At 59.9% G+C, this 24,172-nt stretch carries 24 protein-coding genes, 1 tRNA gene and 1 pseudogene; 10 read left to right on the plus strand and 16 right to left on the minus strand.

Annotation, left to right across the window (positions count from 1 at the left end):
• Positions 1-155 precede the first annotated feature (155 nt).
• Positions 156-410 (minus strand): annotated as a pseudogene (locus tag RM533_RS03385) (transposase); the annotation flags it as partial.
• Positions 411-1,522: 1,112 nt separating this feature from the next.
• On the opposite strand from RM533_RS03385, the gene RM533_RS03390 reads away from it, so the two are divergent.
• Both RM533_RS03390 and RM533_RS03395 read left to right on the plus strand, forming a co-directional pair.
• Positions 1,523-1,696, plus strand: coding sequence for a hypothetical protein (locus RM533_RS03390; protein WP_311339806.1), 174 nt, complete (start codon positions 1,523-1,525; stop codon positions 1,694-1,696).
• Between the two features lie 754 nt (positions 1,697-2,450).
• On the plus strand, positions 2,451-3,425 hold the full coding sequence (locus RM533_RS03395; protein WP_311339807.1) for a GGDEF domain-containing protein: 975 nt from the start codon (positions 2,451-2,453) through the stop codon (positions 3,423-3,425).
• Positions 3,426-3,463: 38 nt separating this feature from the next.
• Here the strand turns inward: RM533_RS03395 and RM533_RS03400 are convergent, their stop codons facing one another.
• Positions 3,464-5,254, minus strand: a complete 1,791-nt coding sequence (locus RM533_RS03400) for an AmpG family muropeptide MFS transporter (RefSeq protein WP_311339808.1) — start codon at positions 5,252-5,254, stop codon at positions 3,464-3,466.
• A 143-nt stretch (positions 5,255-5,397) separates the two neighbouring features.
• Here RM533_RS03400 and RM533_RS03405 point away from each other — a divergent pair, with 143 nt between their 5' ends.
• Both RM533_RS03405 and rsmD read left to right on the plus strand, forming a co-directional pair.
• The gene (locus RM533_RS03405; RefSeq protein WP_432265018.1) at positions 5,398-6,270 is read left to right on the plus strand and encodes a pseudouridine synthase; all 873 of its coding nucleotides are present in this window, start codon (positions 5,398-5,400) and stop codon (positions 6,268-6,270) included.
• Positions 6,267-6,818: a 16S rRNA (guanine(966)-N(2))-methyltransferase RsmD gene (rsmD, locus tag RM533_RS03410; protein ID WP_311339809.1), complete on the plus strand. Its 552-nt coding sequence runs from the start codon at positions 6,267-6,269 to the stop codon at positions 6,816-6,818. The genes RM533_RS03405 and rsmD overlap by 4 nt, the downstream gene beginning before the upstream one ends.
• A gap of 134 nt (positions 6,819-6,952) precedes the next feature.
• Here the strand turns inward: rsmD and RM533_RS03415 are convergent, their stop codons facing one another.
• On the minus strand, positions 6,953-7,549 hold the full coding sequence (locus tag RM533_RS03415) for a hypothetical protein (RefSeq protein ID WP_311339810.1): 597 nt from the start codon (positions 7,547-7,549) through the stop codon (positions 6,953-6,955).
• 180 nt (positions 7,550-7,729) lie between these two features.
• Here RM533_RS03415 and RM533_RS03420 point away from each other — a divergent pair, with 180 nt between their 5' ends.
• A complete protein-coding gene (locus RM533_RS03420; RefSeq protein WP_311340154.1) occupies positions 7,730-10,000 on the plus strand; it encodes an ATP-dependent helicase in 2,271 nt (756 codons plus the stop codon).
• A 126-nt stretch (positions 10,001-10,126) separates the two neighbouring features.
• Here the strand turns inward: RM533_RS03420 and RM533_RS03425 are convergent, their stop codons facing one another.
• Both RM533_RS03425 and RM533_RS03430 read right to left on the minus strand, forming a co-directional pair.
• The gene (locus RM533_RS03425; protein WP_311339811.1) at positions 10,127-11,521 is read right to left on the minus strand and encodes a DEAD/DEAH box helicase; all 1,395 of its coding nucleotides are present in this window, start codon (positions 11,519-11,521) and stop codon (positions 10,127-10,129) included.
• 227 nt (positions 11,522-11,748) lie between these two features.
• On the minus strand, positions 11,749-12,246 hold the full coding sequence (locus tag RM533_RS03430) for a hypothetical protein (protein ID WP_311339812.1): 498 nt from the start codon (positions 12,244-12,246) through the stop codon (positions 11,749-11,751).
• 171 nt (positions 12,247-12,417) lie between these two features.
• Here RM533_RS03430 and RM533_RS03435 point away from each other — a divergent pair, with 171 nt between their 5' ends.
• Both RM533_RS03435 and RM533_RS03440 read left to right on the plus strand, forming a co-directional pair.
• Positions 12,418-13,908, plus strand: coding sequence for an FAD-binding oxidoreductase (locus RM533_RS03435; RefSeq protein ID WP_311339813.1), 1,491 nt, complete (start codon positions 12,418-12,420; stop codon positions 13,906-13,908).
• A 158-nt stretch (positions 13,909-14,066) separates the two neighbouring features.
• Positions 14,067-14,852: a SapC family protein gene (locus tag RM533_RS03440; protein ID WP_311339814.1), complete on the plus strand. Its 786-nt coding sequence runs from the start codon at positions 14,067-14,069 to the stop codon at positions 14,850-14,852.
• 200 nt (positions 14,853-15,052) lie between these two features.
• Here the strand turns inward: RM533_RS03440 and RM533_RS03445 are convergent, their stop codons facing one another.
• Complete coding sequence (locus RM533_RS03445) at positions 15,053-15,925, minus strand: N-formylglutamate amidohydrolase (RefSeq protein WP_311339815.1); 873 nt, start codon at positions 15,923-15,925, stop codon at positions 15,053-15,055.
• Between the two features lie 225 nt (positions 15,926-16,150).
• On the opposite strand from RM533_RS03445, the gene RM533_RS03450 reads away from it, so the two are divergent.
• Positions 16,151-16,528 carry a response regulator gene (locus RM533_RS03450; RefSeq protein WP_311339816.1) on the plus strand — a complete coding sequence of 126 codons (378 nt, stop codon included), beginning with the start codon at positions 16,151-16,153 and terminating at the stop codon, positions 16,526-16,528.
• 113 nt (positions 16,529-16,641) lie between these two features.
• Positions 16,642-16,716 (plus strand) — tRNA-Val (locus RM533_RS03455).
• Between the two features lie 399 nt (positions 16,717-17,115).
• On the opposite strand, the gene rpmA is transcribed toward RM533_RS03455, so the two are convergent.
• Entirely contained in the window at positions 17,116-17,385 is a 270-nt protein-coding gene (gene rpmA, locus RM533_RS03460; RefSeq protein ID WP_311339817.1) for a 50S ribosomal protein L27, read from the minus strand.
• A gap of 25 nt (positions 17,386-17,410) precedes the next feature.
• Positions 17,411-17,800, minus strand: a complete 390-nt coding sequence (gene rplU, locus RM533_RS03465) for a 50S ribosomal protein L21 (protein WP_311339818.1) — start codon at positions 17,798-17,800, stop codon at positions 17,411-17,413.
• Positions 17,801-18,069: 269 nt separating this feature from the next.
• On the opposite strand from rplU, the gene RM533_RS03470 reads away from it, so the two are divergent.
• Positions 18,070-18,570, plus strand: coding sequence for a hypothetical protein (locus RM533_RS03470; RefSeq protein ID WP_311339819.1), 501 nt, complete (start codon positions 18,070-18,072; stop codon positions 18,568-18,570).
• A 19-nt stretch (positions 18,571-18,589) separates the two neighbouring features.
• Here RM533_RS03470 and RM533_RS03475 read toward each other — a convergent pair whose 3' ends face one another.
• From RM533_RS03475 to RM533_RS03510, 8 genes are all read right to left on the minus strand, one after another.
• A complete protein-coding gene (locus tag RM533_RS03475) occupies positions 18,590-19,078 on the minus strand; it encodes a molybdenum cofactor biosynthesis protein MoaE (protein ID WP_311339820.1) in 489 nt (162 codons plus the stop codon).
• A gap of 4 nt (positions 19,079-19,082) precedes the next feature.
• Complete coding sequence (locus tag RM533_RS03480) at positions 19,083-19,325, minus strand: MoaD/ThiS family protein (protein WP_311339821.1); 243 nt, start codon at positions 19,323-19,325, stop codon at positions 19,083-19,085.
• Between the two features lie 4 nt (positions 19,326-19,329).
• Positions 19,330-20,373 (minus strand): GTP 3',8-cyclase MoaA, encoded by a 1,044-nt coding sequence (moaA, locus tag RM533_RS03485; RefSeq protein WP_432265019.1) that lies wholly within the window; start codon positions 20,371-20,373, stop codon positions 19,330-19,332.
• 77 nt (positions 20,374-20,450) lie between these two features.
• Positions 20,451-20,822: a Rossmann fold domain-containing protein gene (locus RM533_RS03490; protein ID WP_311339823.1), complete on the minus strand. Its 372-nt coding sequence runs from the start codon at positions 20,820-20,822 to the stop codon at positions 20,451-20,453.
• Positions 20,822-21,193, minus strand: a complete 372-nt coding sequence (locus RM533_RS03495) for a dihydroneopterin aldolase (RefSeq protein ID WP_311339824.1) — start codon at positions 21,191-21,193, stop codon at positions 20,822-20,824. The genes RM533_RS03490 and RM533_RS03495 overlap by 1 nt, the downstream gene beginning before the upstream one ends.
• A gap of 2 nt (positions 21,194-21,195) precedes the next feature.
• Complete coding sequence (locus RM533_RS03500) at positions 21,196-22,125, minus strand: class I SAM-dependent rRNA methyltransferase (protein ID WP_311339825.1); 930 nt, start codon at positions 22,123-22,125, stop codon at positions 21,196-21,198.
• Entirely contained in the window at positions 22,125-23,537 is a 1,413-nt protein-coding gene (gene thrC / locus RM533_RS03505) for a threonine synthase (RefSeq protein ID WP_311339826.1), read from the minus strand. Before thrC ends, RM533_RS03500 begins: the two co-directional genes overlap by 1 nt.
• Before the next feature lie 11 nt (positions 23,538-23,548).
• A complete protein-coding gene (locus tag RM533_RS03510) occupies positions 23,549-24,139 on the minus strand; it encodes an SURF1 family cytochrome oxidase biogenesis protein (RefSeq protein WP_311339827.1) in 591 nt (196 codons plus the stop codon).
• Positions 24,140-24,172 lie beyond the last annotated feature (33 nt).

The following is a 24,172-nucleotide window of genomic DNA, read 5'->3' on the forward strand; positions in this document are numbered from 1 at the left end:
TTTACGATCATCGCGAGCTCTGGATCAAGCCAGCTTGTGGGCGGTTTGTTTTGTCGCGGCTGTCGATGGAGGATGCTGAGTAGGGATTCCTCCAAGCTTTGTGATGGCGGTTGGGGGGCGAGGCAGTGGTCCCGCCTTTAGCGCGTTTTCCGTTCAGTCCGCTCGCCGGCCTTGCGGAGCAAGGCCATAAGGCGGGCGAACGCCTTCTCGATCTGGTTGAAGTCGGGGCTTTAGAGCGGGAGGAATATGAGGCGGGCACCGGCCGCCTCGATCAGGTCGCAGACGCTGGCGCGCTTGTGACTGGACAGGTTGTCCATGATCACAACATCGCCGCGCCTGAGGTCGGGAACGAGCACCTGGTCGATAATGATCCAACGGCTCGCGTATTTGTGACCGTCCAGGACTGAGGGACCGGATCTGTAAAAACAATTGCTGCGTGCGGCGCAACATCAGTAACCCGGGGCAGGGCCAATAAAAAAGCCGATGCCGCACGACACGGTCACTTATGCTTTGCAAAGCCGCCTCGAAAGTTGGCAACCGCTTGCCACAACGCGCTGGCTGGAGGCGCGGTGGTTGGACGAGGCGTAGTGAGACGCTCTGCCAAATACACGCGATTAGAAGCAAACAGGACTTCATCTGCATCAATCTTTTCGGGGTGGATCACGCATTGTGTCCGAAGCCGACAGCCGTGGTGGGTCTCATGCCGGCCGAGCGATACGAGACTGCTCAACCAAGGCGCTCCTGATCATCGAGGGATATCTTGAAGATGCAACGACGCATGATTGCGGGCATCGACTTTGCCATTACCGCTCCGCTGATCGCCATCTGAAACAAGGTGGCATACCTTCTCCCATGCTGCGGTCGCAGGCTGATTATTCTTCCGGTCGCGTATTAGGAGTGAGACAGCGCTCTTCAAAAGGATTGGCCGCATGCAGAAGCATGGGATGGCACATGCTGGCAGCGCTGCCGCGGCTTTCAAACGCTGCAAGGGTATTGCCCGGCAAGTTCTGTCTGGCACGTCCAGCTACCCAGCTGCAAATTCGATGCGATCCTCACCTTGAACAAGCGCAGCGATGCGCCGCCCTGCGTGACCCAATGGGTGGGCAAATACACATTATCAACATTGGATCAGGTCAGACTAAGCCGATCGCAGCAACGCTTGTCCATCATCTGCTGCAACCCGGTAGACCCCCGAGGGATCAGTGCTGGTCACGTGTTGAACCGGCGGCAGTTGCTATATGTCAGGGTTCCAGATGACCCGCAAACTCATGGAGGCATACGCATACACAGGAGATTTTCGGCGGCAAATTAGCATGTAATATCTTGGCAGATCGGTTTTCCAGCGCGAAGGCAGGAAACTGGATCCTTGCTTCGTTTGGGCGCGTCGTATCATCCGCGAATGAACCTTGAAACGCACGCGCCGCTGACCCTTACGCAACCGCTTCTGCAAATCCATGGCCTGAACCGCAGGCAGATACCCGCTCTTATCGGTAAAACATGTCTGACGAGGAACACCGCATGATTGCAGCTCTTCGAAGAATGGCTGCACCATGCAAGGTTGATCATGCCGCGCGTCTACGGCTCCGCGCCTTGGCTTGCCCGCAAGATGCTGTATGGCTTTTCACTTCACCACTCGGATGTGATGCCTGTCGCGCTGCCGAAACCAATTGCCAACATCGATTTACATGTCCGTTAAACCATCAACAAGAGGGATGCTGCAACCTGGCAGACCACTTCGCGGTCCGTTCGCGCCATGGCTGCTGTTAAAAATCTTGGAACGGGTGGGGTAGGCCAAGGCCGCAACACAAGCGCATCTGCAGGATTAAGTAATCGACTGGTTACGAGGAATGCAAGCTGATGGCTGACTGGCCACCGGTCAAGGCAAGGTGTCGCGCGTTATATGGTTTGCTGCGGCGTCAGTCGCAAAGTCGCGCACACGCGATCGTCTGCTACCTTCACCGCGTTCGAGGCCAGTCCGCACATTCGCCGCCTGCCCGACCAGATAACCGACTCAATCTCGGCAGATACACCTGAAGCCCCATAGCGTCATACGCCTTGTCGTTGCGCTCAATTGCCGCGGGAGCACCGCCATCGGACAGGATGTGTGGGGCAGCCTGCCTGGCAGGACTCCCCCGAGCGGCCGCCCTTCCATGAGGACGTGGCATATGGTCACTGCCGCAAGTTGTTCGACGATAAGCTACCCATGTCGCTGTCCGAACCGTGCAGCCTCTGAAACCCATGTGATTGTTGCCAATCTGCGCTCGACCATCTCGCATCCGGGCAGGGTTTCTCCGTCGATTTCGAAGTGTGGAAACTTGGAGGCGCCAGGCCGTCCCTGCATACCTCGATTGCAGATGATGTCGAAGTGAGCATAACAAAGGTTTATTTATCCGCTGATTATTATTTAGGCACTACAGCATGGATGCATCACATCCGTCAGGATCGATATCATGCAATCAGACAGCATCCGCCAAGCCGAAAAGGTCATTGCCTTTCTCGCCAATCAGAAACTTCCTGCCACGCCGCGCAACTACTCGCTGGCATGGCTGGCACAAGAAGATGACCACTCGCCACTTGGCCGGGCGATACAATTGGCCACTGACAATGGCATGCGCCTGCGTCAGAAGGAGGCGGACGATCTCTTCAATCGCCATGTCATCGGCGTGTTGGCGCAGCCACCGGAACCGGGCGACAGCGAACGCGATGCGCTGCGTTACATCGTCCTGAAAATCGCTGAACTGGCCGTCGGCGTTGCCGCCGCAGCAGGCGAAGCAGGTCGCGATCTCAGTGGCGAACTCGCCGCACTGGGAACCGCGGTGCCGCAGATTACCTCCATCGTCGGCAGCCTGGTCGAGCGCACCCGTCAGGCCGAACATCAATTCAACAATGCCGCCTGTGACGTCGAACGGCTAAGGCAGGACCTTGACGCGGCCCGTGACGATGCCAGCCGCGATGCGCTTACCGGACTTGCCAATCGCCGCGGCATCGAAGCACATCTGCGCCACCTGGCTGAAATGGACACGCCGCGTGTCCTGGCCCTGTGTGACATCGACGCCTTCAAATCCATCAACGATCGTTACGGCCACGCGGTTGGCGACCGGGTGCTAAGAATGGTTGCAAACCTGCTGCAGGAGCAGTGCTCCCCGCATTTTGTCGGCCGCTGGGGCGGTGAGGAATTCATGGTCGTGATCGCCTTTGCCGACATCGAGCAGGCGCGCAAGCTGGTGGCTGGTCGCGGCGCAGCTCTGGCTTTGAGGGAGTTCCGCGTGCGGGAGACCGACGAGTTCATCGGACGGATCACGTTTTCTGCCGGACTTGCTTCTGCAACAGGCAATCACGACGCCAGCCTGGTTGCCCTCTCTGCTGCCGATGAAGCGCTTTACCGGGCAAAGGCAGCTGGTCGCAACCGGGTGCTGACCGCCTGACACCGCGACCGGACCCGTATCGGCGCCTGTGTTTGTAACTAAACCTGTGATACCATGGATGGATCGGCTGCCTCAGACGCTGCAGGCGAGGCTTCTTGCCGCGCAACTCGGCTCTGACGCGCGGTGCGAATCCACTCAAGCACGCACAGCACCACTGCCAGCAGGCCGATACCCGTGGTGAGTAGGAACACCGGGTAATAGCCCTGCTCCTCGATCATGCGACCAAGCGCACCCCTGCCCAGGGTACCAACCAGGAAGGTAAGCGACGACAGCAGCGCATATTGGACTGCGCTATATCCTTTTGCAGTAATAGAGGAAAGATACGCCACGAGTGCCGCCCCGGCGATCCCGCCTGCAATATTTTCGCCGCCGATCGCCAGCATCAGCCGGGCAAGCCGCGCGTCGCCGCCAAGCTGCTCCACCAGCCAGGCGAACCCGCTCAGATGTGCCGCTGCCTGCATTACATGTCCGCCCAGCGAAAGGTCGGCATACAGAAGATTGGTGGCAGCAGCAGCTGCAGCACCGATCGTCATGACTGCCATGCGCCCGATGAAGGTAAACAACGCACCTCCCAGCGCAATGCCCAGCATCAACGCTCCGACGCCGAAGAACTTGGAGGCAATTGCCACCTCGTCCTTCGTGTATTGCAGCTCACCCAGGTAGAACGGATAGGCAAAGCTGCCCCAGATGGTGTCGGTGATCCGGTAGGAAAGCACAAGTGCCAGTACCAGCACCACTGCCCACCCCAACCTGCCGACAAACTCGGTCAGCGGCAGGATCAATGCCCGGTAGCCGTGGTCAACAAGGCTGTCCAATGTGCCGGTACTCCGGCTGTCCTCCTGCAGGATATGGCGTCCGCGACGACGCATCGCTTCAAGCCAGCCGGCAATGGCGGCAGGGATGATGACCGTGGCAATCACGATTACGGGCCCGGTTTGTGTGACGAATGCAACCGAATCCGGACGGAACGACGGATCGCTGCCCAGCGACCGAACCATGAACACGCCAACCGTGATCAGCGCCCAGGCCCACAATGCAGCCACAAAGGCAAGCGCCCAGCCACGCACCTGCGGCCGGATCTGTCCAGCCATACGCAGATCGGCCAGGTGGCGCGCATCTGTCGCTAGGCTCGTTTCACTTTGCCCCGCCTCAGGTGCAAACAGGGATGCCACTGCGATGCAGAACATGATCCCGGCCATTATCGCGTAAACAAAAGGCCAGCCCAGCCGCTCTGCCAGAAACAGCGCCAGCGCACCGCCCACCAGCACCGCCGAACGCCAACCAAGCTGATAGACAGTCGACAGGATGTCGATGGTCGCAACCTCATCGGCCACATCCACGCGCCATGCATCCATCACCACATCCTGTGTCGCAGAAGCAAAGGCTCCTGTTCCGGCAAGCAGGGACAGCATCCCTATGGCCCCGGCAGGGTCAAGCGTGGAAACAATTGCCAGAATGAAAGCCAGAGAGAATTGCGCAACCACGATCCATTGCTTGCGATGGCCGAGCCGCTTTACAAAAGGGATGTTCACCCGGTCGAGAAGCGGCGACCACAGGAACTTGAACGCGAACGCGAGCCCGATCAGCGAAAAAACACCCACGGTCTCCAGATCGACCCGGGCATCCGACATCCACGCATACAACGTGGACAGCAGAAGCGTATAGGGAAGCCCGGAAGCGAAGCCGAACAGGAGCATGAACGCCGTCTTGCGGTTGCGCAGCGATCGGATCAACCTGCGCCAGCCCGGCTTGCCAGGTGATCCGGTATCCCTTGAGTCCTCGCGGTCCGCGACATTTGCCGTCTGCGTCCCGGCGGTCTGCTGTGTCATCCCCACTCCTTATGGCTCGCCCTGCATGGGTGCCGGCAAGGCACGCCGGATCGGCGCACTTGCCGGACAACGCTGCCGCCATTTGCGTCCTCCATGCCATCTGCATGCTTGTGCAACAACAGGCGATGAAGCATGGCTGATCCGTGAACGACAAACGACCAGGACGACCCCGGCAGCGCCCGGCTCGAGCAACGGCATTGGACCGAAAGGCGCCTTCTGCCTCAAAGGCAGGAAAGCAACCACAGACCGGCGCCCTGCCCGATGGCCGGCCGCGCGAAGGAGACCGGATCGCAAAGCTGCTTGCCCGTGCCGGAGTGGCATCGCGCCGCGAAGTGGAGCGCATGATTGCCGATGGCCGAATTGCTATAAATGGAGAGCGGCTGGACACTCCTGCAGTGGTGCTTTCCTCCCTTGCAGGCGTCACGGTCGATCAAAGACCGGTGGCCGCAGCGCAGCCGACCCGTCTGTTCCGGTTCAACAAGCCCGATGGCCTGTTGACGGCAGAGCGGGATCCTGGTGGACGGCCGACCATCTACACCGCCTTGCGCAACGCTCTGCCAGCCGGAACCCCGCGGATGATGCCGGTTGGCCGGCTCGACATGAACACAGAAGGGCTGTTGCTGCTCACCAATGATGGCGAGTTGAAGCGCACCATGGAACTGCCCGCAAGCGGCATCGTGCGCACGTATCGTGCACGCACCTTTGGCGACATCAGCCAGGCACAGCTCGAAACGCTGATGGACGGAATTGAGATCGATGGCATGCGCTACGGCAGCATCGATGCCAATCTGGAACGGCGCACGGGCCGCAATCAGTGGATCGAGCTTACCTTGACCGAAGGCAAGAACCGGGAGGTTCGCCGGGTGCTTGAACATCTGGGGCTACAGGTATCCCGGCTGATGCGGCTCGCCTACGGACCATTCGTACTTGGCAATCTTGCCCGCGGAGCGACCGAGGAAGTTCCGCAAATCGAGGTCGAGCGGTTCTGCAAGCAGGTCAGCCGCCGCAGGTCATGAGGATCATCGCCGGCAAATGGCGAGGCCGCGCTATTGTAGCGCCGGCAGGGCCGCACACCCGACCAACGGCAGACCGCACGCGCGAAACGCTGTTCTCCATGCTGACAAGCCGCATCGGCAGCTTTGACGGACTGACCGTCGTCGACCTGTTTGCAGGGTCCGGTGCACTCGGCCTTGAGGCACTGTCACGCGGCGCTGCCCACGCCTTGTTCGTAGAGCAGGAGCCCGCCGCGCTGCACGCGTTGCGGCAGAATGCCGTCTCGCTAGCCGCGGGGAAAACAAGCGAAATTATCGCAGGATCGGTGATGACGCTGGGACCTGCCAAACTCCAGCCGGAGCTCGTCTTTCTTGACCCGCCTTATGGAACAGGTGCAGGACCTGTGGCGCTTGATCGGCTTCATCGGCTTGGCTGGATATCGTCAGGTGCATGGATCGCTCTGGAAACGGGTCGCGACGAGAAGGTCAGTGCAGCGGCCTTCGAATTGGATGCGGTGCGCGACAGCGGTCGGGCTCGACTGCATCTGATGCGCTTGAAAGCGCGGATGTGACGCTGATATGGAATATCTCGCCAAATGCCGGGTCATGCTCTGATCCCGACCGGGCGATCAGCAATTCATAACGTAACGGGCGGCCTTCCTTGTGGAAGGCCGCCCGTCATGATGTGCGTCATATTACGTTTGGCTTACCTGTTGGGCACCGCACGCGGATTGATGCAGCTATCGGTAATCTGCGCGGTGCAGACCGGATATTCGCTCGGCTGAACTGCGTTCACTCCACTCTGCAGGATCTGGCGGCTGACGTAGCGCACCTGCGAATTGCTGTTCATGGAAGTGCCCATGGAAGATCCGGCCATTGCCGAACTCTGGCCCATGCTGTTCTGGCCCATGGTGTTCTGGCCCATCGTATTCTGGCCCGCCATGGAATTGTTCATCGGCGTGGCACCGTTCATCTGCTTGGCAATCGCCTGCCAAGCCATCGTTCGCTGCTCGGGAGCCATGGAATAGATCCGCATTCTCTGGTCAGGAGTAAGGATCATGAACGCTTGCTGCTGAACCGGATCGAGTGTCCAGTAGTACGACTGCTGATCAGCTGGCCAGCGGTCATAATCGGCCTTCTGATCAGGATTCCAGCTATCATACATGGCCTTTTGCTGCGCGTCCATCATGCCAGTGCCGCGCTGGTTCATTGTGTTGGTCTGGGTATTCATGCCCTGGGCAGTGGCTGCAATCGGCGCCGCACCAAGCATCAGCGCCGCGCCGGCCATCAAAATCGTTTTCATAAGAACTTCCCTCTTTTTCTATCTCGCTCGACACTTCTACGCAAAGTGCAGCAAATCGTTCCACGGTCGCTCTTGCGTACAGCCTCACCGTTCCCTAGCTGTTCTCGAGTGACGCAATCAGCATCCACCTCTGGCGACAGTTCTCCACCCGTCTACACCAATTCCGGCGGCGATCAGGTGATGCCATGGCTGAGCGGTCTGAACTCTCCGCAGACAGAAGCCGTGCTGACGACAGAGGGTCCGGTGCTGATGCTGGCGGGCGCCGGCACTGGCAAGACCGCCGCGCTGACGGCGCGAATGGCGCATCTGATCGCGACCCGCAAGGCATGGCCAAGCCAGATCCTGTGCGTGACCTTCACCAACAAGGCGGCACGGGAAATGCGCGACCGGGTGGGCGGCCATATCGGTCCCGCGGTTGAGGGAATGCCGTGGCTGGGCACCTTTCACGCCATTGCTGCCAAGATGCTGCGGCGGCACGCCGAACTTGTCGGCCTGCAGTCCAATTACACCATCATCGACACCGACGATCAGCTGCGCGTGCTCAAGCAACTTATCGTTGCCGACGGACTGGATGAAAAGCGATGGCCGGCAAAGCAGCTTGCTGGCCTGATCGACAGATGGAAGAACCGGGGGCTCAACCCCGCCGACCTCGGCGCTGACGAGAACGAGGCGTTTGCGAACGGTCGTGGCGAACAGTTTTACCGTCTTTATCAGCAGCGCCTCAAGGCGCTGAATGCTTGTGACTTCGGCGATCTCCTGTTGCATATGCTCAACATCCTGCGGCGCGAACAGGATGTGCTCGACGACTATCGGCAGCGGTTCAAATACATCATGGTCGATGAATACCAGGACACAAATGTCGTCCAGTATCTCTGGCTCAGGCTGCTGACCCAGGCAAAGGGTCCGGCCGGGCACAACATCTGCGTGGTTGGCGACGATGATCAGTCGATCTATTCGTGGCGCGGCGCCGAGGTTGCCAATATCCTGCGTTTCGAACGGGACTTTCCCGGCGCCAAGGTCATTCGGCTGGAGCAGAATTATCGGTCTACGCCGCAAATTCTGGCGGCCGCTTCGCAGCTTATCGATGCAAACAGCGAGCGGCTGGGCAAGACCTTGTGGACTGACATCGCCGAAGGCGAGAAAGTCCGCGTGATCGGCGTCTGGGACGGACCGGAGGAGGCACGCCGCATCGGCGAAGAAGCTGAAGCTCTGATCCGAGCCGGAATTTCGCTCAACCACGCCGCTATCCTCGTTCGCGCGCAATTTCAGACCCGCGAGTTCGAGGACCGCTTCATTCAGATCGGTCTTGATTACAAGATCATCGGCGGGTTTCGCTTTTACGAACGGGCCGAGATCCGCGACGCGCTCGCATATCTGCGGGTCATTGCGCAGCCAAGCGACGATCTCGCCTTTGAGCGCATCTACAACACACCGAAACGCGGGCTGGGACAAAAAACGCTTGAAAAGCTGCATCGCCACGCACGTGCAGAGGGTGTGCCCCTGTTTGCGGCCGCGATGCAAGTCGTGGATAGCGACGAATTGCCGGCCCGGGCGCGGAACACTCTTCTTGCATTGGTGCGGGACTTTGCACGTTGGCGCGATGGTGCTGCGTCTCTTTCGCCGGCGGAACTTGCCCGCACGGTACTGGACGAATCCGGCTATACCGACGCCTTGCAGAATGAGCGCAGCGCCCAAAGCGCCGGCCGACTGGAGAACCTTTCAGAACTGGCCCGGGCGATGGAAGAATACGAGACGCTCGGTGCCTTTCTGGAGCATGTCAGTCTCGTCATGGACAATGATCGCGCCGAAAGCGGCAACCCCATAACCATCATGACGATCCATGCGGCCAAGGGACTTGAGTTCGATCATGTATTCCTTCCCGGCTGGGAGGAAGGTGTATTCCCATCGCAGCGCGCTCTGGACGAGGGCGGCTTGCGCTCGCTGGAAGAAGAACGACGGCTTGCCTATGTTGCGATTACGCGTGCACGCTCCAGCTGTACAATCCTGCATGCGGCCAATCGCAGGATATATGGGCAGTGGACAAGCGCCATCCCCTCGCGCTTCGTCGGCGAACTGCCTGATGCCATGATCGACGCGGAAACTTCCATGACCGGCGGGGAATCCCTGTGGCGGGCAAACTGGTCCGAACAGAGCGACCCGTTCGCACATCTGGCCAAAGTGCAGCCATCGCGTGTTACCACCCGCGGACCAGGCTGGCAGCGCGGAACCGCCGCACAATTTGATGCAGCACCAAAGCGGATCGTGGAGGCAGGGCGGAGCGCGGCAAGCTTCGCAGCCAAGCCGCGCAAGGACATCGGCGTTGGCCAGCGGGTTTTTCACGAGAAGTTCGGTTATGGCACCGTACTTGGTCAGGAAGGCAACAAGCTGGAAATCGCGTTTGAAGCGGGCAGCACCAAGCGCGTGATCGACAGCTTCATCCGACCCGCGTAACCGCTGCAAAGAGTGTCCGGCTCCACATGCCGAACGCTTCATGAACCCGAACAATGGTGATGATGTGGCTTGAAACGCTGCGCTGATCTTGCTGGCGCTGCGGACATGCGGCAATCGCAGGCGTAATCAGGAAAGTGCTGACACGCCCAGGAACTCGGGCACAGGACCGTTCCAATCACCGGCGGCCACCGGCTGCTTCGCCGACTGACGATGCTCGGTCACATCTGGCGAGGTCGGCTTAGCCGCAGGTCGTGCCGGCTTGTTCTCGTGGCTTGCTTCTGCCGACTGATCTTTTGCTGTCCGATGCGGTTTCTCAGCATGTTTCGACCTGGATCTCCTTGCAGAGGGATCACCAGCCGTTCTGGTCGCGGACTGACTGTCTCCCGACGTGCTCGGGGCGTCGTTGTCCTTGACTTGCAGCTCCGGCAGTTTGTCGCCAATCAGCTTTTCTATGCCGGCAAGGGCCTCGGCGTCGTCGGACGTCACGAAGGTCACTGCCCGACCCGACGCTCCAGCCCTGCCCGTCCGGCCTACCCTGTGGACATAATCGTCAGGATGCCACGGAGTGTCATAGTTGAAGACATGACTGACCCCCTTCACATCCAGACCGCGCGCTGCGACATCGCTGGCGCACAGCAGGTTGATCTCACCATTCTTGAACCGATCAAGCTCGGCAACGCGCGCGGATTGTTCCATGTCGCCGTGGATCTCGCCAGCGGCAAAGCCATGACTTTTCAAGTTCTTCGCAAGTTCGCGAACCGTGGTCTTGCGATTTGCAAAGATGATTGCCGTGGATACGGCATCGTCTTTCAGCAATTTGCGCAGCGTTCCACGCTTGGCTCGAGGCGTCACGGGTACCATGAACTGAGCGATATTGACGTTGGTAGAAGCCGGCCGCGCCACCTCGATATATTTGGGGTTCGACAGGAACTTATCCGCCAGCTTCTTGATGGGCGGCGGCATGGTGGCGGAAAACAGAAGCGTCTGGCGCTGCGGCGGCAGCTTGGTACAGATATGCTCGATGTCGGGGATAAAGCCCATGTCAAGCATGCGATCCGCCTCGTCGATGACCAGAAGATCACAACCGGTGAGCAAGATCTTGCCGCGATCGAACAGATCCATGAGCCGGCCAGGAGTTGCGATCAGGACGTCCACCCCCTCGTCAAGCGCCTTGACCTGGTCGCCCATCTGCACGCCACCAATAAGCAACGCCATGCTGAGATTGTGATTTTTGCCGTATTTCTCGAAATTTTCCGCGACTTGCGCGGCAAGTTCACGCGTTGGTTCCAGGATAAGCGAGCGCGGCATCCGCGCACGGCGGCGTCCATGAGCCAGGATGTCGATCATCGGCAGCACAAAGCCGGCAGTCTTGCCAGTACCGGTCTGCGCGATACCGATGATGTCGCGCATCATCAGCACGGAGGGTATTGCCTGCTCCTGAATAGGGGTCGGCTCATCGTAGCCGGCAGTTTCCACCGACTTCAGCAATTCGGCGGACAGGCCAAGATCGGCAAATTTCATGCAGGCACTCTGGCAAGGATTGAACAGGATTTCGGCACAGGCCAACAACGAAGAGCAACGGGAACGGCACCGTCCCAACAAAAGCCAGAGCTGTTAAAGCAGCAGTCGCAGCGCGCCGATATGCGGCTATGCAGCTATAAGCCAAACAGCGCCTTTAATCGCGCATCGCTATAAAGTCAAGGAATGACGCCCGGGCGGCGTGCAGGTCCCGCCCGCCTGCCGTCAGATCAGCGTGCCGGGATCATCTCGGCAAAGCTGCCAACCAGGCAATCGCCTCCCGAACGCGCATGCAGCCGGTCACGACCTGCACACAACATGCCGTCGGAGGACCGCTCCATGTAAAAACCGGAGTAAAATCCCTGAACCGGGCAAGCTTGTTCAAAAGCTGCACTGTAGATGCGCTTTGCACGGGTGAAGAACAGAAGGCCGCGGGCGCTGTCAACTTGCACGCCTGCAATATCACGCACCGGGAGGCAGGAGCGGGCAGGTTCTGCAACCGGGCGCAAGGCAACGATGCGTGTGCGCTGTTCGCGCTCTGGCTTGGCGGCGCCAAATGGCATGATCCGGATGATCAACTGCCGCCGGACCTGTCGCAGCCGATCATCCGGCAGCAGTTCGCCTTCTGCAGGTTGCCCTGGTATTATGCGTTGAACCACCGATCCTGCAGGGGACATGGCCAGCGCTCCACCCAACAGGGCAGCAGAAGCAATCCAGCCAATCGTCACTCCCGATATCGCCTGCGCCGCTGTTGCACTATCATGTCTGCATCTTGCCCGCAGGCCCAAGCTTTATCAAATTCAAACATGAGGAGAATATTGCGCCGGGCGGTTTAACAGGCGCTTAACTGCAGCGTGCCAGCCGGGACATCTGCAGGATCTTGTGCCACAAGACGCTTTATGAACACCCACGACACCTCCCGCTCCGCGCCACCTGCCACCTTCTCGTCTCCGGAGAGCCACGACGACCAGTCATTCGATCAAGAGAGCTTTCTTGGACAGGCGCATGCCATCCTCGGCAAAAAAGGGCTGATTATCGATGATGAAGCAATTGATCCGTGGCTTACCGACTGGCGCGGGCGCTACACCGGTCGTGCGCTTGCCCTGGCCCAGCCAGCCGATACAGCCGAGCTGAGCCGGCTTGTGGCATTATGCGCCAGCAATGGCGTTCCCGTCGTGCCGCAAGGGGGGAACAGCGGCATGGTCGGCGGGGCGACCCCCGATGCAAGTGGCCACTCCCTGCTTTTGTCGACGCGCAGAATGACAGCGCTTCATGTTGACGCTGACACCATGACCGCACGCTGCGGCGCAGGGGTTATCCTGCAGACCCTGCATGAGGCAGCCGCAGCAAGGCAGCTTCGTTTTCCACTGTCGCTTGGCGGCAAGGGATCGGCCACAATCGGCGGTCTTGTCTCCACCAACGCCGGCGGCACACAGGTGCTGCGCCATGGCGTGATGCGGGCGCAGATACTGGGGCTGGAGATCGTGCTGCCGGATGGTCGTGTGCTCGACCTGTCGGCACCTTTGAAGAAGGACAACCGCGGCTTTGATCTCAAGCAATTGTGGATCGGATCGGAAGGGACGCTCGGCGTTGTGAGCACGGCTGTATTGCAGCTTTGCCCGGCCGTTGCCGAACGCCGCGTGGTGTGGGCAGGCGTGGGTGATCTGGATGCTGCGCGCCGTCTGCTACTGCACAACCAGCATGCGCTTGACGATGTGCTCGAAGGGTTCGAGGTGTTGCCGCAGGCCTGTCTGGATCATGTAGTCGATTTCCTGCCCGACGCGCAGCGTCCGCTCGAACAGCCGCATGCCTGGCATGTGCTGCTTGAATGTGTCGCAGACGCTTCAGGTGCTGCTGCACTGGGTGAACGGGTCGAGGAAGCGATGATGACGGCATTCGAGGACGGTCTGGTTGAAGATGCGGTGATTGCCGCCAACGAAACGCAGGCGGAGGCGTTCTGGCAGCTGCGCGAAAGCATTTCCCCTGCTGAAAAAGCGCGCGGCCCTGCGGTGCAGCACGATATTTCAGTGCCGGTCGCAGCGATGCCCGCTTTTCTGCAGGCAGTGACTGACCAGATCGAGAAAAATTACGCCGGGCATGAGGTGCTGGGCTTCGGGCACCTTGGCGACGGCAACATCCATCTGCACGTCATCGCACCACCGGGTGCCGAGGCCATCGAGTGGGAACAGCGTTCCGGCAAGGCGATCAGCGCGGAGGTTTACGAGATGGTCACGCAATGGAGCGGATCTATTTCGGCTGAGCATGGCATCGGACAGGACAAGCGAGAGATGCTTTACGCCACCCGCGATCCTGTCGCGCTGGACGTGATGAAGGCAGTGAAGCATGCACTGGATCCCAAAGAGCTGATGAACCCCGGCAAACTGCTCTAGGCCGGCAGCTTGCCTTGCGCGCACCTTCCGCCACGGCGGCTTGTGCAGCCGGGTTGCGTCGCCTAGACGCACAGGCACCGCGTCCGCCCCGGATCCCCGGATCACGAGCGGCGCACGCTTTGCCAATCTGATGCGAATTTCGATGGGAGACACAAGTGATGGCCAGCGCGCCCAAGGATCCGAACCTGCCGCTATTCTACAGCGGCCTGGTTCCGCTCAACAGCAATGAACATGCCGGTTACAAGGCGCGCAGCACTGACCGGGCTGCCTGGCTGGCAAAGCAGCATGCCATTCCGCTGACCGTCGAGGAATTTCCGATGGCCCAGCGCGCCTACCCCATCATCTTTTCCCAGGGGAGCAGCCCGGTACCGCTCGCGCTGATGGGGTTGAACGAAGGCGTGAACACGTTTTTTGACGAAACCGGTTTGATGACCACACCTGCCTATGTGCCAGCGTATGCCCGTCGTTATCCGTTCCTGCTGGCCCGGCTTAACGCGGATAACGACCAGTTGTCCTTGTGTTTTGACCCGACCAGCGACCTTGTCGGAGAGTTCGAGGAAGGCGATCCGCTGTTCACTGACGGGGAGCCGAGCGAAAGCACCAGGGCCATCCTGAAGTTCAACGAACAGTTCGAGCAGGCCGGGCACCGCACCGCCACTTTCATGGAGGAGCTGGGCAAGCACAAGCTGCTGATGGACGGTGAAGTGGCGATCCGGCGTGAAGACAACGACAAACCCTTTGTCTACCGCGGATTTCAGATGGTCGATCAGGAAAAGCTGCGCGAAGTGCGTGGTGACGTCTTGCGTGGGTGGAACCAGAACGGGCTGCTGTCACTCGTCTATGCGCATCTTTTCTCGCTCGATCTGATCCGCGACATTTTCTCGCGTCAGGTTGCCCAGAACAAAGGTCCCACCGCCACAGCAGCAAATGAAGAGACTGTCTGACAGGCGCTGCTTGCAAACCCGGGCCCAAAATGAGGATCGAGAACTGTAAACTTGCGTGATGCAGCCTTGCAACACCGACGTCGGCTGCTTATCTTTGAATCGTTCGGCGTGGCTCCCCTCATGGTCCGCCGGGCAGATGCTTTATGCATCAACCTCCCTGAACCTTGACCACCTCGCGTATCCTCGCGAGGTGGTTCTTTCTATTCAGCCGCCATCGCTGTTGCGCGCCTGCGGGCATGAAGCAGGTCTTCCAGTCGGTTGACCATCCGGATAACGATCGCAGCGTGGTGGCTTGCGCGCCGCTCATCGAGGTGGGTCCTGTCATCAAGATAGCAGGCGCGATCGATTTCCAGCTGGATGGCGTGAATTCCTCCCCTAGGATTGCCATGCCTGTCCAGCACATAAGCTCCGGCATAGGGCCGGTTCACCGTGCAAGATACGTGATCTCGAGCAAGGCTGTCCAAAGCAGCGTCAGCAAGATCGCTGCCACAGCTTGATCCGAAACGGTTTCCCAGCACGTGAGTTGGTATTCCCTGCCCCGCTATCGCAGCCCCGGCAGGCAGGCTGGGCATGGAGTGCAGGTCCAGCAACAGTGCCTCGCCAAAGTCATTTCGTTTTGCAGCAAGAATGTTCGACACCGCTGCGTGATAGGGTGTGTGCACCTGTGTGATGCGATGCTCTCCTTCTGCCCTGCTCATGCGGTCGTCCCATAATTCACCCTGCCCATGAACATACCTCGGGAACAGACCCAAGCCCCGAGCGGAACGATGCCCGATCGGCAATTCGGACCCGCGCGCCTTGTCCGACGTCGCTTTATCGTAGAACATTGCCGGATCAAGATCATCCGGCGCACGGTTCAGGTCGATCAGGGCACGTGGGGCGCGAGCAACCAGGAGATCAGCTCCCGTGGCGTCCGCAACCATTTTTCCGACCGCATCGATGTGCCTGTCCTCCAGCACGGAAAGATCAATGCGTTCATGGCGTCTGCGGGACAGCAACGCCGGCCGGTAATCACGTCCGGCATGCGGCACGCAGATGAGCACCGGCGTTGATCCGCCGGCCTGCTCATGCACAAACGCTGGATGGACGTCCCTTGCAGCGGGATTGCATCGGGTCACCCAGCTCGGCCTTGCATTTCCATGACATCTGCGAAGGTGCACTTACCCATTATGCGCTTTCCTGCCTGTTTCAATGTTGCACATGCTGCGCAAGCGGCGCGCAATGCAGCGCTTCTTCTGCAAGGGGATGGAGAGCGAAGCTTCATGCCGCAGTAACGAACCAACAGCACCGAGGGCAAGATGATCCGAATTCTTCTGGCAGAAGACGATGACATGATGCGCAGCCACATCACGCGCGTCTTGCATTTGGCAGGACACGATGTCGTGGCGGTCCGCTGTGGAACAGAAGCGCTTCCGCTGTTGAAACGCGGATGCTTCGACCTGCTCCTTTGCGACATCGTCATGCCTGAAATGGACGGCATCGAACTTGCGCAGCGATGCGGGCGCATTTCACCCGAAACCAAGATCGTCTTTATCACCGGCTTTGCCGCAGTCGCAATGCGGGCAAACCGCTCGGTCCCCAACGCCAAGGTGCTTTCCAAGCCATTTCATCTCAAGGATCTGGTGCGCCATGTAGAAGACATGTTCAATCCCGGAATGGCAAATGCCAGCCTTTAGAGCCGGGTAATCGATTTACCCCATCGAATGGCTTGCACCGGCCGCTGCCCCGCGTTAAAGGCTCCCACCTGCCGGCGACCGGAACCAACGGGAGCCACAGAATCGAAGAGCGTGGGCGTATAGCTCAGTGGTAGAGCACTGTGTTGACATCGCAGGGGTCGCAAGTTCAATCCTTGCTACGCCCACCACTTCGGTTCAGGATGTACCGCTCTTGTGCTTGTCGCAGCGGCGTTGATTTCAGAACATACCAACCCGGCTACGGCCGCGCGCGTGTCGAGGCGTTGATCGGCGCATAACAACGCGCTAATTCTCCCGGCTTGTTCCAACATGCTGATGCGCAGTCAAGCCTTGGCGAGAGAGCTACCTGGGCAGCAATCAATCAGCATCTGTCACAATCAACATGACTTGCAGGCCGCGCTTGCCCGACGCCACGTGTCACCATCAGGCGATAAACGCGACTTCAGAAAATTCCTGCTCTCATGCGCAACCGGGGCAAGAAAAAGGCGGCCAATCAGCCGCCCCTTTCCCGATGATCTGGCTCAAATCAGCAAGGCATCTGTTTGCCTCTCGACCTTTACCGCAAATTATTACTCGGCCGCCTGCAGGGGAGCTTCCACCGACACATATTTGCGACCCAGCTTGCCATCATGGAACCGGACACGGCCTTCGCCAAGAGCGAACAATGTGTGGTCCTTGCCCATTCCAACATTCGAGCCGGGATAGAACTTGGTGCCGCGCTGGCGCACGATGATGTTGCCGCCAATCACTTCCTGACCGCCGAACTTCTTGACGCCAAGGCGCCGACCTGCCGAATCACGACCATTGCGCGATGATCCGCCTGCTTTTTTATGTGCCATAAAGAACAGTCCTTCAAATGATGGATCAGGCTGCCGAGACGGCGCCGTCAGTCGGTCCAGTGTCTGCCGCCATGGAGGCCGCCGAAGTCCCGCGGGTGCCTGCTGCGGCATTTCCCGTTCCGACCGAAAGAATGCGAAGCAGCGTCATCTGCTGGCGGTGGCCCTGCTTGCGCCGATAATTATGCCGGCGGCGCTTCTTGAAGACCACGATCTTCTCGGACTTTGCCTGAGCAATGATCTCGGCCGAAACCGACACGCTGGCCGCATCTGCAATCTCAGCGCCGTCTGCTGCGAGCAACACGTCGCCCAGCATGATCGTATCGCCAGCTTCACCCGCCAGCTTTTCGACCGCGATCTTGTCTCCCTCGGCAACGCGATATTGCTTGCCACCCGTGCGCACGATTGCGAACATCATCAAATCCGTTTCTGCTTCCCGGTTCGATCTTGTTTCCGCGCAGGCGATCGATCGTCCGCAGGAAAGCCATCAAACCAGGCAATGAACCGGCCACGCCACACGATCATGACGTCTCCGGAATGAGAGCAGGCCGATAGGAGATCGGGTGCATGCTGTCAACGCCCGACCGGGTACACAAGGCTGGTGCGCTGGCCTTTGCGAGGAGCCATCGCACCTACCTGCAAGTGCGCCGGTTTCAATGCTGGTTAGCCGTGCTATGGAACATTGCCATGAAGCGCGTGCTCCCTTGCATTCTCCTGCCACTGCTGGCCAGCTGTGTGACCGATCCTGACCGGTACGCCTCTATTGCAAAGCGCGATGTGGAGAACTTTACCATCGCTGATCCGGCGGGCGATGTCGCCGCGCTTGGGATGACAGCGCCCTCGCCGCAGCTTCTGCGACGTCTGCAAACCATTGCCGGCGGTGCCCAGAATGCACAAGCCGAGTTTAATTCATCGGCAGCCCGGGCACGTCGCCTTGCAAAAGCTGCAGCCGGCGCTGCTCCCAGCGATCGCCGTTGGACCGAAGCGCAAGTCGCATTTGCCACGCTGGCCGCAGCGCACAGCAACACGATGTCTGCGCTTGCCGAACTCGACCTGCTGCTTCTGACGGGAGAAGATCAGCCGACGTCAGCAGCAGACATCGGGCGCATCGTTGCCACGAGGCAGGATGTCTCCATGATGGCGACAGCGCAGCAGACGGTGCTTGAACAGGTCGAGGCCCTGTTCTGACCTGCTACGCGTCGCAACTCTAGCTGTGAGCCGCTGGAGCCCAGCGGGCCAGGTCAGTCCGGTCCTGTTCGCGCGGTTCGATCCACTGCCAGCCGGTAGCGGTCTTCTCGCGCTTCCAGAACCATACCCGGCTTTTGAGATGATCCATGAGAAAATCCACCGCTGTCAAAGCCGGTCGGCGATGCCGTGCTGCACAGGCTACCAGAACGATAGGTTCTCCGGCACACATGATCCCGATACGGTGCAGGATCAGCAGGCCCGACAGCTTCCAGCGCTTCTGCGCCTCCTCACCAAGCGCAATCATCGACGGCAGCGTCAGCGGCTCGTAATGCAGCAATTCCAGAGCTTGTCCGTCATCTACGTCATCACCGCAGCCAACGTCATCGCCACAACGGACCTGGCCAAGAAAACTGGCCACTGCGCCCGCATCGCGGTGCTCGGCCGCAAAACCGGCGAGCCGCGCAGCAGGATCAAAGGCCCCCACGACAAGCGCAATTTCGCCAGGCATCGCCTTATCCGCCGCTGACCGGCGGAAGGAACGCCACTTCATCACCGTCGCTTACGGAACAGTGCCGTTGTACCAGCGCTCCGTTCAAGGCGAATCTCACGTCTTCTTTCAAAAGAGCGGCACACAAATCCGGCTCCAGGCTTTGCGCGATGTTCGCGATACAGCTTGGCGGTTCGACGGCGATGATGCGCTGTGCGCCTCCGGCCGCATCTTCCAGCCGACCCAGAAATACCAATGTGACTTCCATGTCACTAACCCCCGGTCATGGACATGTGCCGGGCAATCTTTGGAGCTGCGCCCTTGGTGCCAATCGCGAAGTGATGGCGCTCGGGCTTGATCGCCATCGCCTCGTCCATTGCAGCTTCAAGGGCAGCGTTGACAGCCTTGGAGTCGGGTAGCGCAGCTGTTGTGCCACCAGCGCGAACCGCCGCGCGCAGATCTACCTGTTCACGGCCGCCGAGGCAGGCAAACAGCTGCCCGGTGGCAGTAACCCGCACGCGATTGCAGCCCGCGCAGAAATTCTGGGTCAGAGGCGTGATCATCCCCAGAACGCCGCCCGTTTCGCAAATGCGCCAGTATCGTGCCGGTCCGCCAGTGCGTTTGTCGATCGGCTCCAGCGTCCAGCGACTTTCCAGCGCCTCTTGCACGACGGTAAGCGGCAGATGCTGATCAACCCGCTCGCCGTCCACTTCGCCCAGCGGCATGACCTCGATGAGGGTCACCTCATGCCCTTCGCTGTGCGCCCACCGGATGATCTGCGGGATTTCAGCCTCGTTTACGCCTTTCAAGGCAACGACGTTCAGCTTGACCCTGATGCAGGCCCGTTTTGCAGCAGCGATGCCGGCAAGCACATCATGCAGCGAGGATCGCCGGGTCAGTGCTGCAAACCGGTCCGGATCGAGCGTATCAAGCGATACGTTGATCCGCCGGATACCCGCCGCCGCCAGCGGCTCGGCAAACTGCGCCAGCCGGGTGCCGTTGGTCGTCATGGTGAGCTCGGAAAGTCCGCGACCGATACGGCGACCCAGCGCACGCACAAGGTCCAGAACATCGCGTCTCACCAGCGGCTCGCCACCTGTCAGCCGGATTTTCGTCACGCCGCGCGCGATGAACGCATCGGCCACCAGCATCAATTCCTCCAGACTTAGGATATCACGTCGCGGCAGGAACTTCATGCGCTCCGGCATGCAATAGAAGCAGCGCAGATCACATCGATCCGTTACCGAAAGCCGCAGATATTCGATCTGTCGGGCAAATCGGTCGACCAGGAGGTTGGGAGGGGCCGTCATTACCATCCTTGTGACACAAGTGCCGCTGCGCGCAAAGTCCAGTCGAACTGTCCCTGTCGACAGGAGCAGCCGTTCGTTACAAGTCAGTCCACAAGGATTAACTGTCCGGTCAACGCCGCGTTCCTGCACGCAAAGGAGATCGTGGGCGTAAGCCGGTCCGGACTGCTGCTCGCCCGAGCCGGCGCGACCCCGTTGATGCGGACAGGCGCATATCTACGCGCAAGGTCGGCGATTGTCTGCTGCCGCCAGCGATGCGGTTTTTCCTCTGCATGGTCGAAGCGCAGGATCAGCACTGACGCTCCTTTTACCAGACGTTCGATCCGGGGCAGATAATGCGTGTGGAAGCAAGCGGCCGCCGCCAGCGGATCAGCCGCCGCCATGTCGCAGGCAAGCAGCCTCACCGTGTCACGCGCTGCAGGTCCGGTTTGCCCGTGCAGCGGGTCTGTTTCGTCCATCAGCGCCGGTCCCGCACCAGCGTCATGCCGATCTCCTCGCCATGCTCGGCAATCGCCAGCTTTGCGATCGTGACGGTGACCTGTTCAACTCGCTCATCCTGCAGGAAAAGCGTGTCGCAGATATGCTCCGCAACCGCTTCGATCAGCTTGAAATGCACGCCTAGTGGCAGACCATCGGTGGCGGCGAATTTGAGATCCATGTAGTTCTTGCTGGCATCGAGCGGCGTGTCGGGAGAAAACCGATCTGGCGCCCCCATCCTTGCCGCGATCGCAATTCGCAGCGGCTGGGGCTGACCTGTTTCTTCCGAATAGATGCCCGTGAGCACATCTGTTTCCAGGCCAGAGACCTGCAAGACAAGACTGTCGGCCACCATTAACTCCCGTTTGTCCATCGTGCAAAAATCGCAGTTGGCAAGATGCGCCCGTCCGGCCCTGCTTCACGGATTGCAAGTTCGCCATGTTCGATTCGCCCGGGAAGCGCGGCGAACGCCTCATGCAGGAGGCCTGCCAAGGCAAGTGAGGACAACCGCACGGCATAGGCAGTCAGAAAAAGAAATCGTGACTGTTCATCAAGCAGGCGGCGGCAATCGGCGACCAGAGCGGGCAGGCCGTCCTCGATCCGCCACACCTCGCCGTTGGGACCGCGGCCGAATTTGGGCGGGTCAAGGATGATGCCGTCATAGCGCCGGCCCCGCCGAACCTCCCGCGCGGCAAATTTGCCAGCATCGTCAATGAGCCAGCGCACTGGCCAGGGTGCGGGTCGCTCTGATCCATCACCCGCCAAGCCGCTGAGTGCGGCATTCGCCCGCGCCTGAGCCACCGATTTCTTCGACGCATCGACGTGGGTTACAGCACCGCGTCGGCCGAGCGCAAGCGACCCTACTCCGGTATAACCGAACAGGTTCAGCGTTTCCGCTTTGTCGAGACCATCAAGCTGGTCATCCATCCAGTCCCAGACCGGCGCCATATCGGGAAAGAAGCCAAGATGGCGGAACGGCGTGCATTGCGCATTGAAGCGCAGATCGCGCCAGCCAAGAACCCATTGGTCCTGCAACATCGCGTTACGCGCGGCCACGTCAGCAAAATGCCAGCGGCCGCCACCATCCTCGTCCGAGCCAGGAACGAACTCCGCGTCCGCCAGCCAGTCCGTGCAGCGAGGGCTCCACATTGCCTGAGGCTCCGGCCTTATTACCCGGCGCGTTCCGTATGCTTCCAGCTTGCGGCCATGCCCGCTGTCCAGGAGGCAGTAATCGCTCCATCCCTCGCCGACCAGCAAGGTAGAGGGTTCAAGCAAGCGCGCCATCAGTGTATCGGGTCGGCGCAGACCTTCGCCCGCGCCGCAATGTATCGCGAAACGGTGTCGTAATCACCCGGCAATTCGTCGAACCGCTCCTCCCGTTCCAGAAGATCGGCAAGCCTGTCGGGCAGCGGCGGGTGAATGCCTGTTGCTGCCTTTACCGCCGGAGCGAATTTTGCAGGATGCGCGGTGGCGAGTGTCACTACAGGCACATGCGGCGGCAGGGCGACCGACCGTGCTGCGTGCAGACCAATTGCCGTGTGCGGGTCGACCAGCTCGCCGGTAGTCTCAACCGCCCAACGCATCGCGGCGTCCATCTCGTCGCCGGTCGCCCGGGCGCTGGTGAAAAGCGCGCCTGCCCTCTGATGCTGAGCGGGTGTCAAGCGCATCGCCTTGGCCTGGTCGAACTCCCGCATCTGACCGGCCATGGCTGCACCGTCGCGATCACCCAAATCAAACAGCAGCCGCTCGAAATTGGAACTGACCTGAATATCCATCGAAGGAGCAGCCGTTGGTGTCACACCCTGAGCCGAATAATCAGCGGTCGTTATCGCGCGATGCAGGATATCATTTACATTGGTTGCCACGATCAGCCGTTCGACCGGTAGCCCCATCCGAGCCGCAACATAGCCTGCGAACACATCGCCAAAATTTCCAGTCGGAACAGAAAAAGCAATCTTGCGATAGGGTGCGCCCAGAGCCACGCCGGCAGCGAAATAATACACCACCTGCGCCATCAGCCGAGCCCAGTTTATTGAATTCACCGCGCTGATCCGGAACCGGTCTGTCATTGCGCGGTCCTGGAACATCCGCTTTACCATTGCCTGGGCATCGTCGAAACTGCCGTCGATCGCAATGTTGTGGATGTTGCCCGCCAATACCGTCGTCATCTGTCGGCGCTGCACTTCCGACACGCGGCCCTTTGGATGCAACATGAACACGTCGACGTGAGGTCGCCCCGCCAAGGCGTCGATCGCGGCAGATCCGGTGTCGCCTGATGTGGCACCCACCACAGTCAGGTGCCGGTCGCCATCTTTCAAGAATTCCTCGAACAACAAACCGAGAAGCTGGAGAGCAACATCCTTGAACGCCAGCGTCGGGCCATGGAAAAGTTCCAGAAGCCAATGCTGCGCATCAAGCTGTCGCAGCGGCGTTACCGCACCATGTGCAAAGCGGCCATATGCCTGCTCACACAACTGCAGGAGGCAAGCAAAATCAAGCGATCCTGCAACAAAAGGCGCCATGACTTCAGCAGCCAATTGGCAGTAAGGCTTACCTGCCATTGCAGCAATCTGCTCAGCAGTAAACTGCGGCCAATGGCGCGGGACATACAGGCCGCCATCACTTGCAAGACCCGCAAGCGTGACCTCGCGGAACTCAAGCGCCGACGCGCTGCCTCGGGTGCTGACATACTCCATGACAATGGCGGTTAAACGTGCTCATCGCGCCGCGCAAGCCGTGCTCTGACGGCGAGGCCGTAGATTATCAGCGCTGTTGCCGCAAAGAAGAACCACTGAACCATATATGTCATGTGATTGTTGGGCAGATTACGTGGATCAGGCGCGGCCAGCGGCCGCAACCCGGCCTGCGGCGGATCGGACATCAACCTGACATTCCGTCCCGCAGGCGCCACGATGCCCGACACGTCTCCGCCCTGCCAATTGGTCAGCGTGGGCTCCGACATCCAGCCCAGCATGACCTGCGCCTCGCTCCCGTCCGCAAGCCTGCAATTTGCCGTCTGCCCCCAACCTCTTGTTCCATCGGCAGCCGTTGCACCGATGGCGCCCATCTCCAGCACAGTGCGGCAACTGAAGCTGCTGCGGCGATAAAGCGATGCCTCGTTTGCCGCGTCCGTTGTGGGAAAGGCAACCGCGTCAACCCGGTCGCCAGCAGCTTTGTAATACTGGATCAGCGCTGTCTTCTCTCCTGCCCGCTGATACTGCCAGATACCCAGCCCCACCATGATCAGCGCAGCAGCGAGGACTATGATCGTCGGAAGGATCGGCAGCCGGCGGATCAAATCGCGTCATCCCGCGCGGACGATGGCTGGTCT

Source organism: Croceicoccus esteveae, from assembly GCF_031846435.1.
Lineage (GTDB): Bacteria > Pseudomonadota > Alphaproteobacteria > Sphingomonadales > Sphingomonadaceae > Croceicoccus > Croceicoccus esteveae.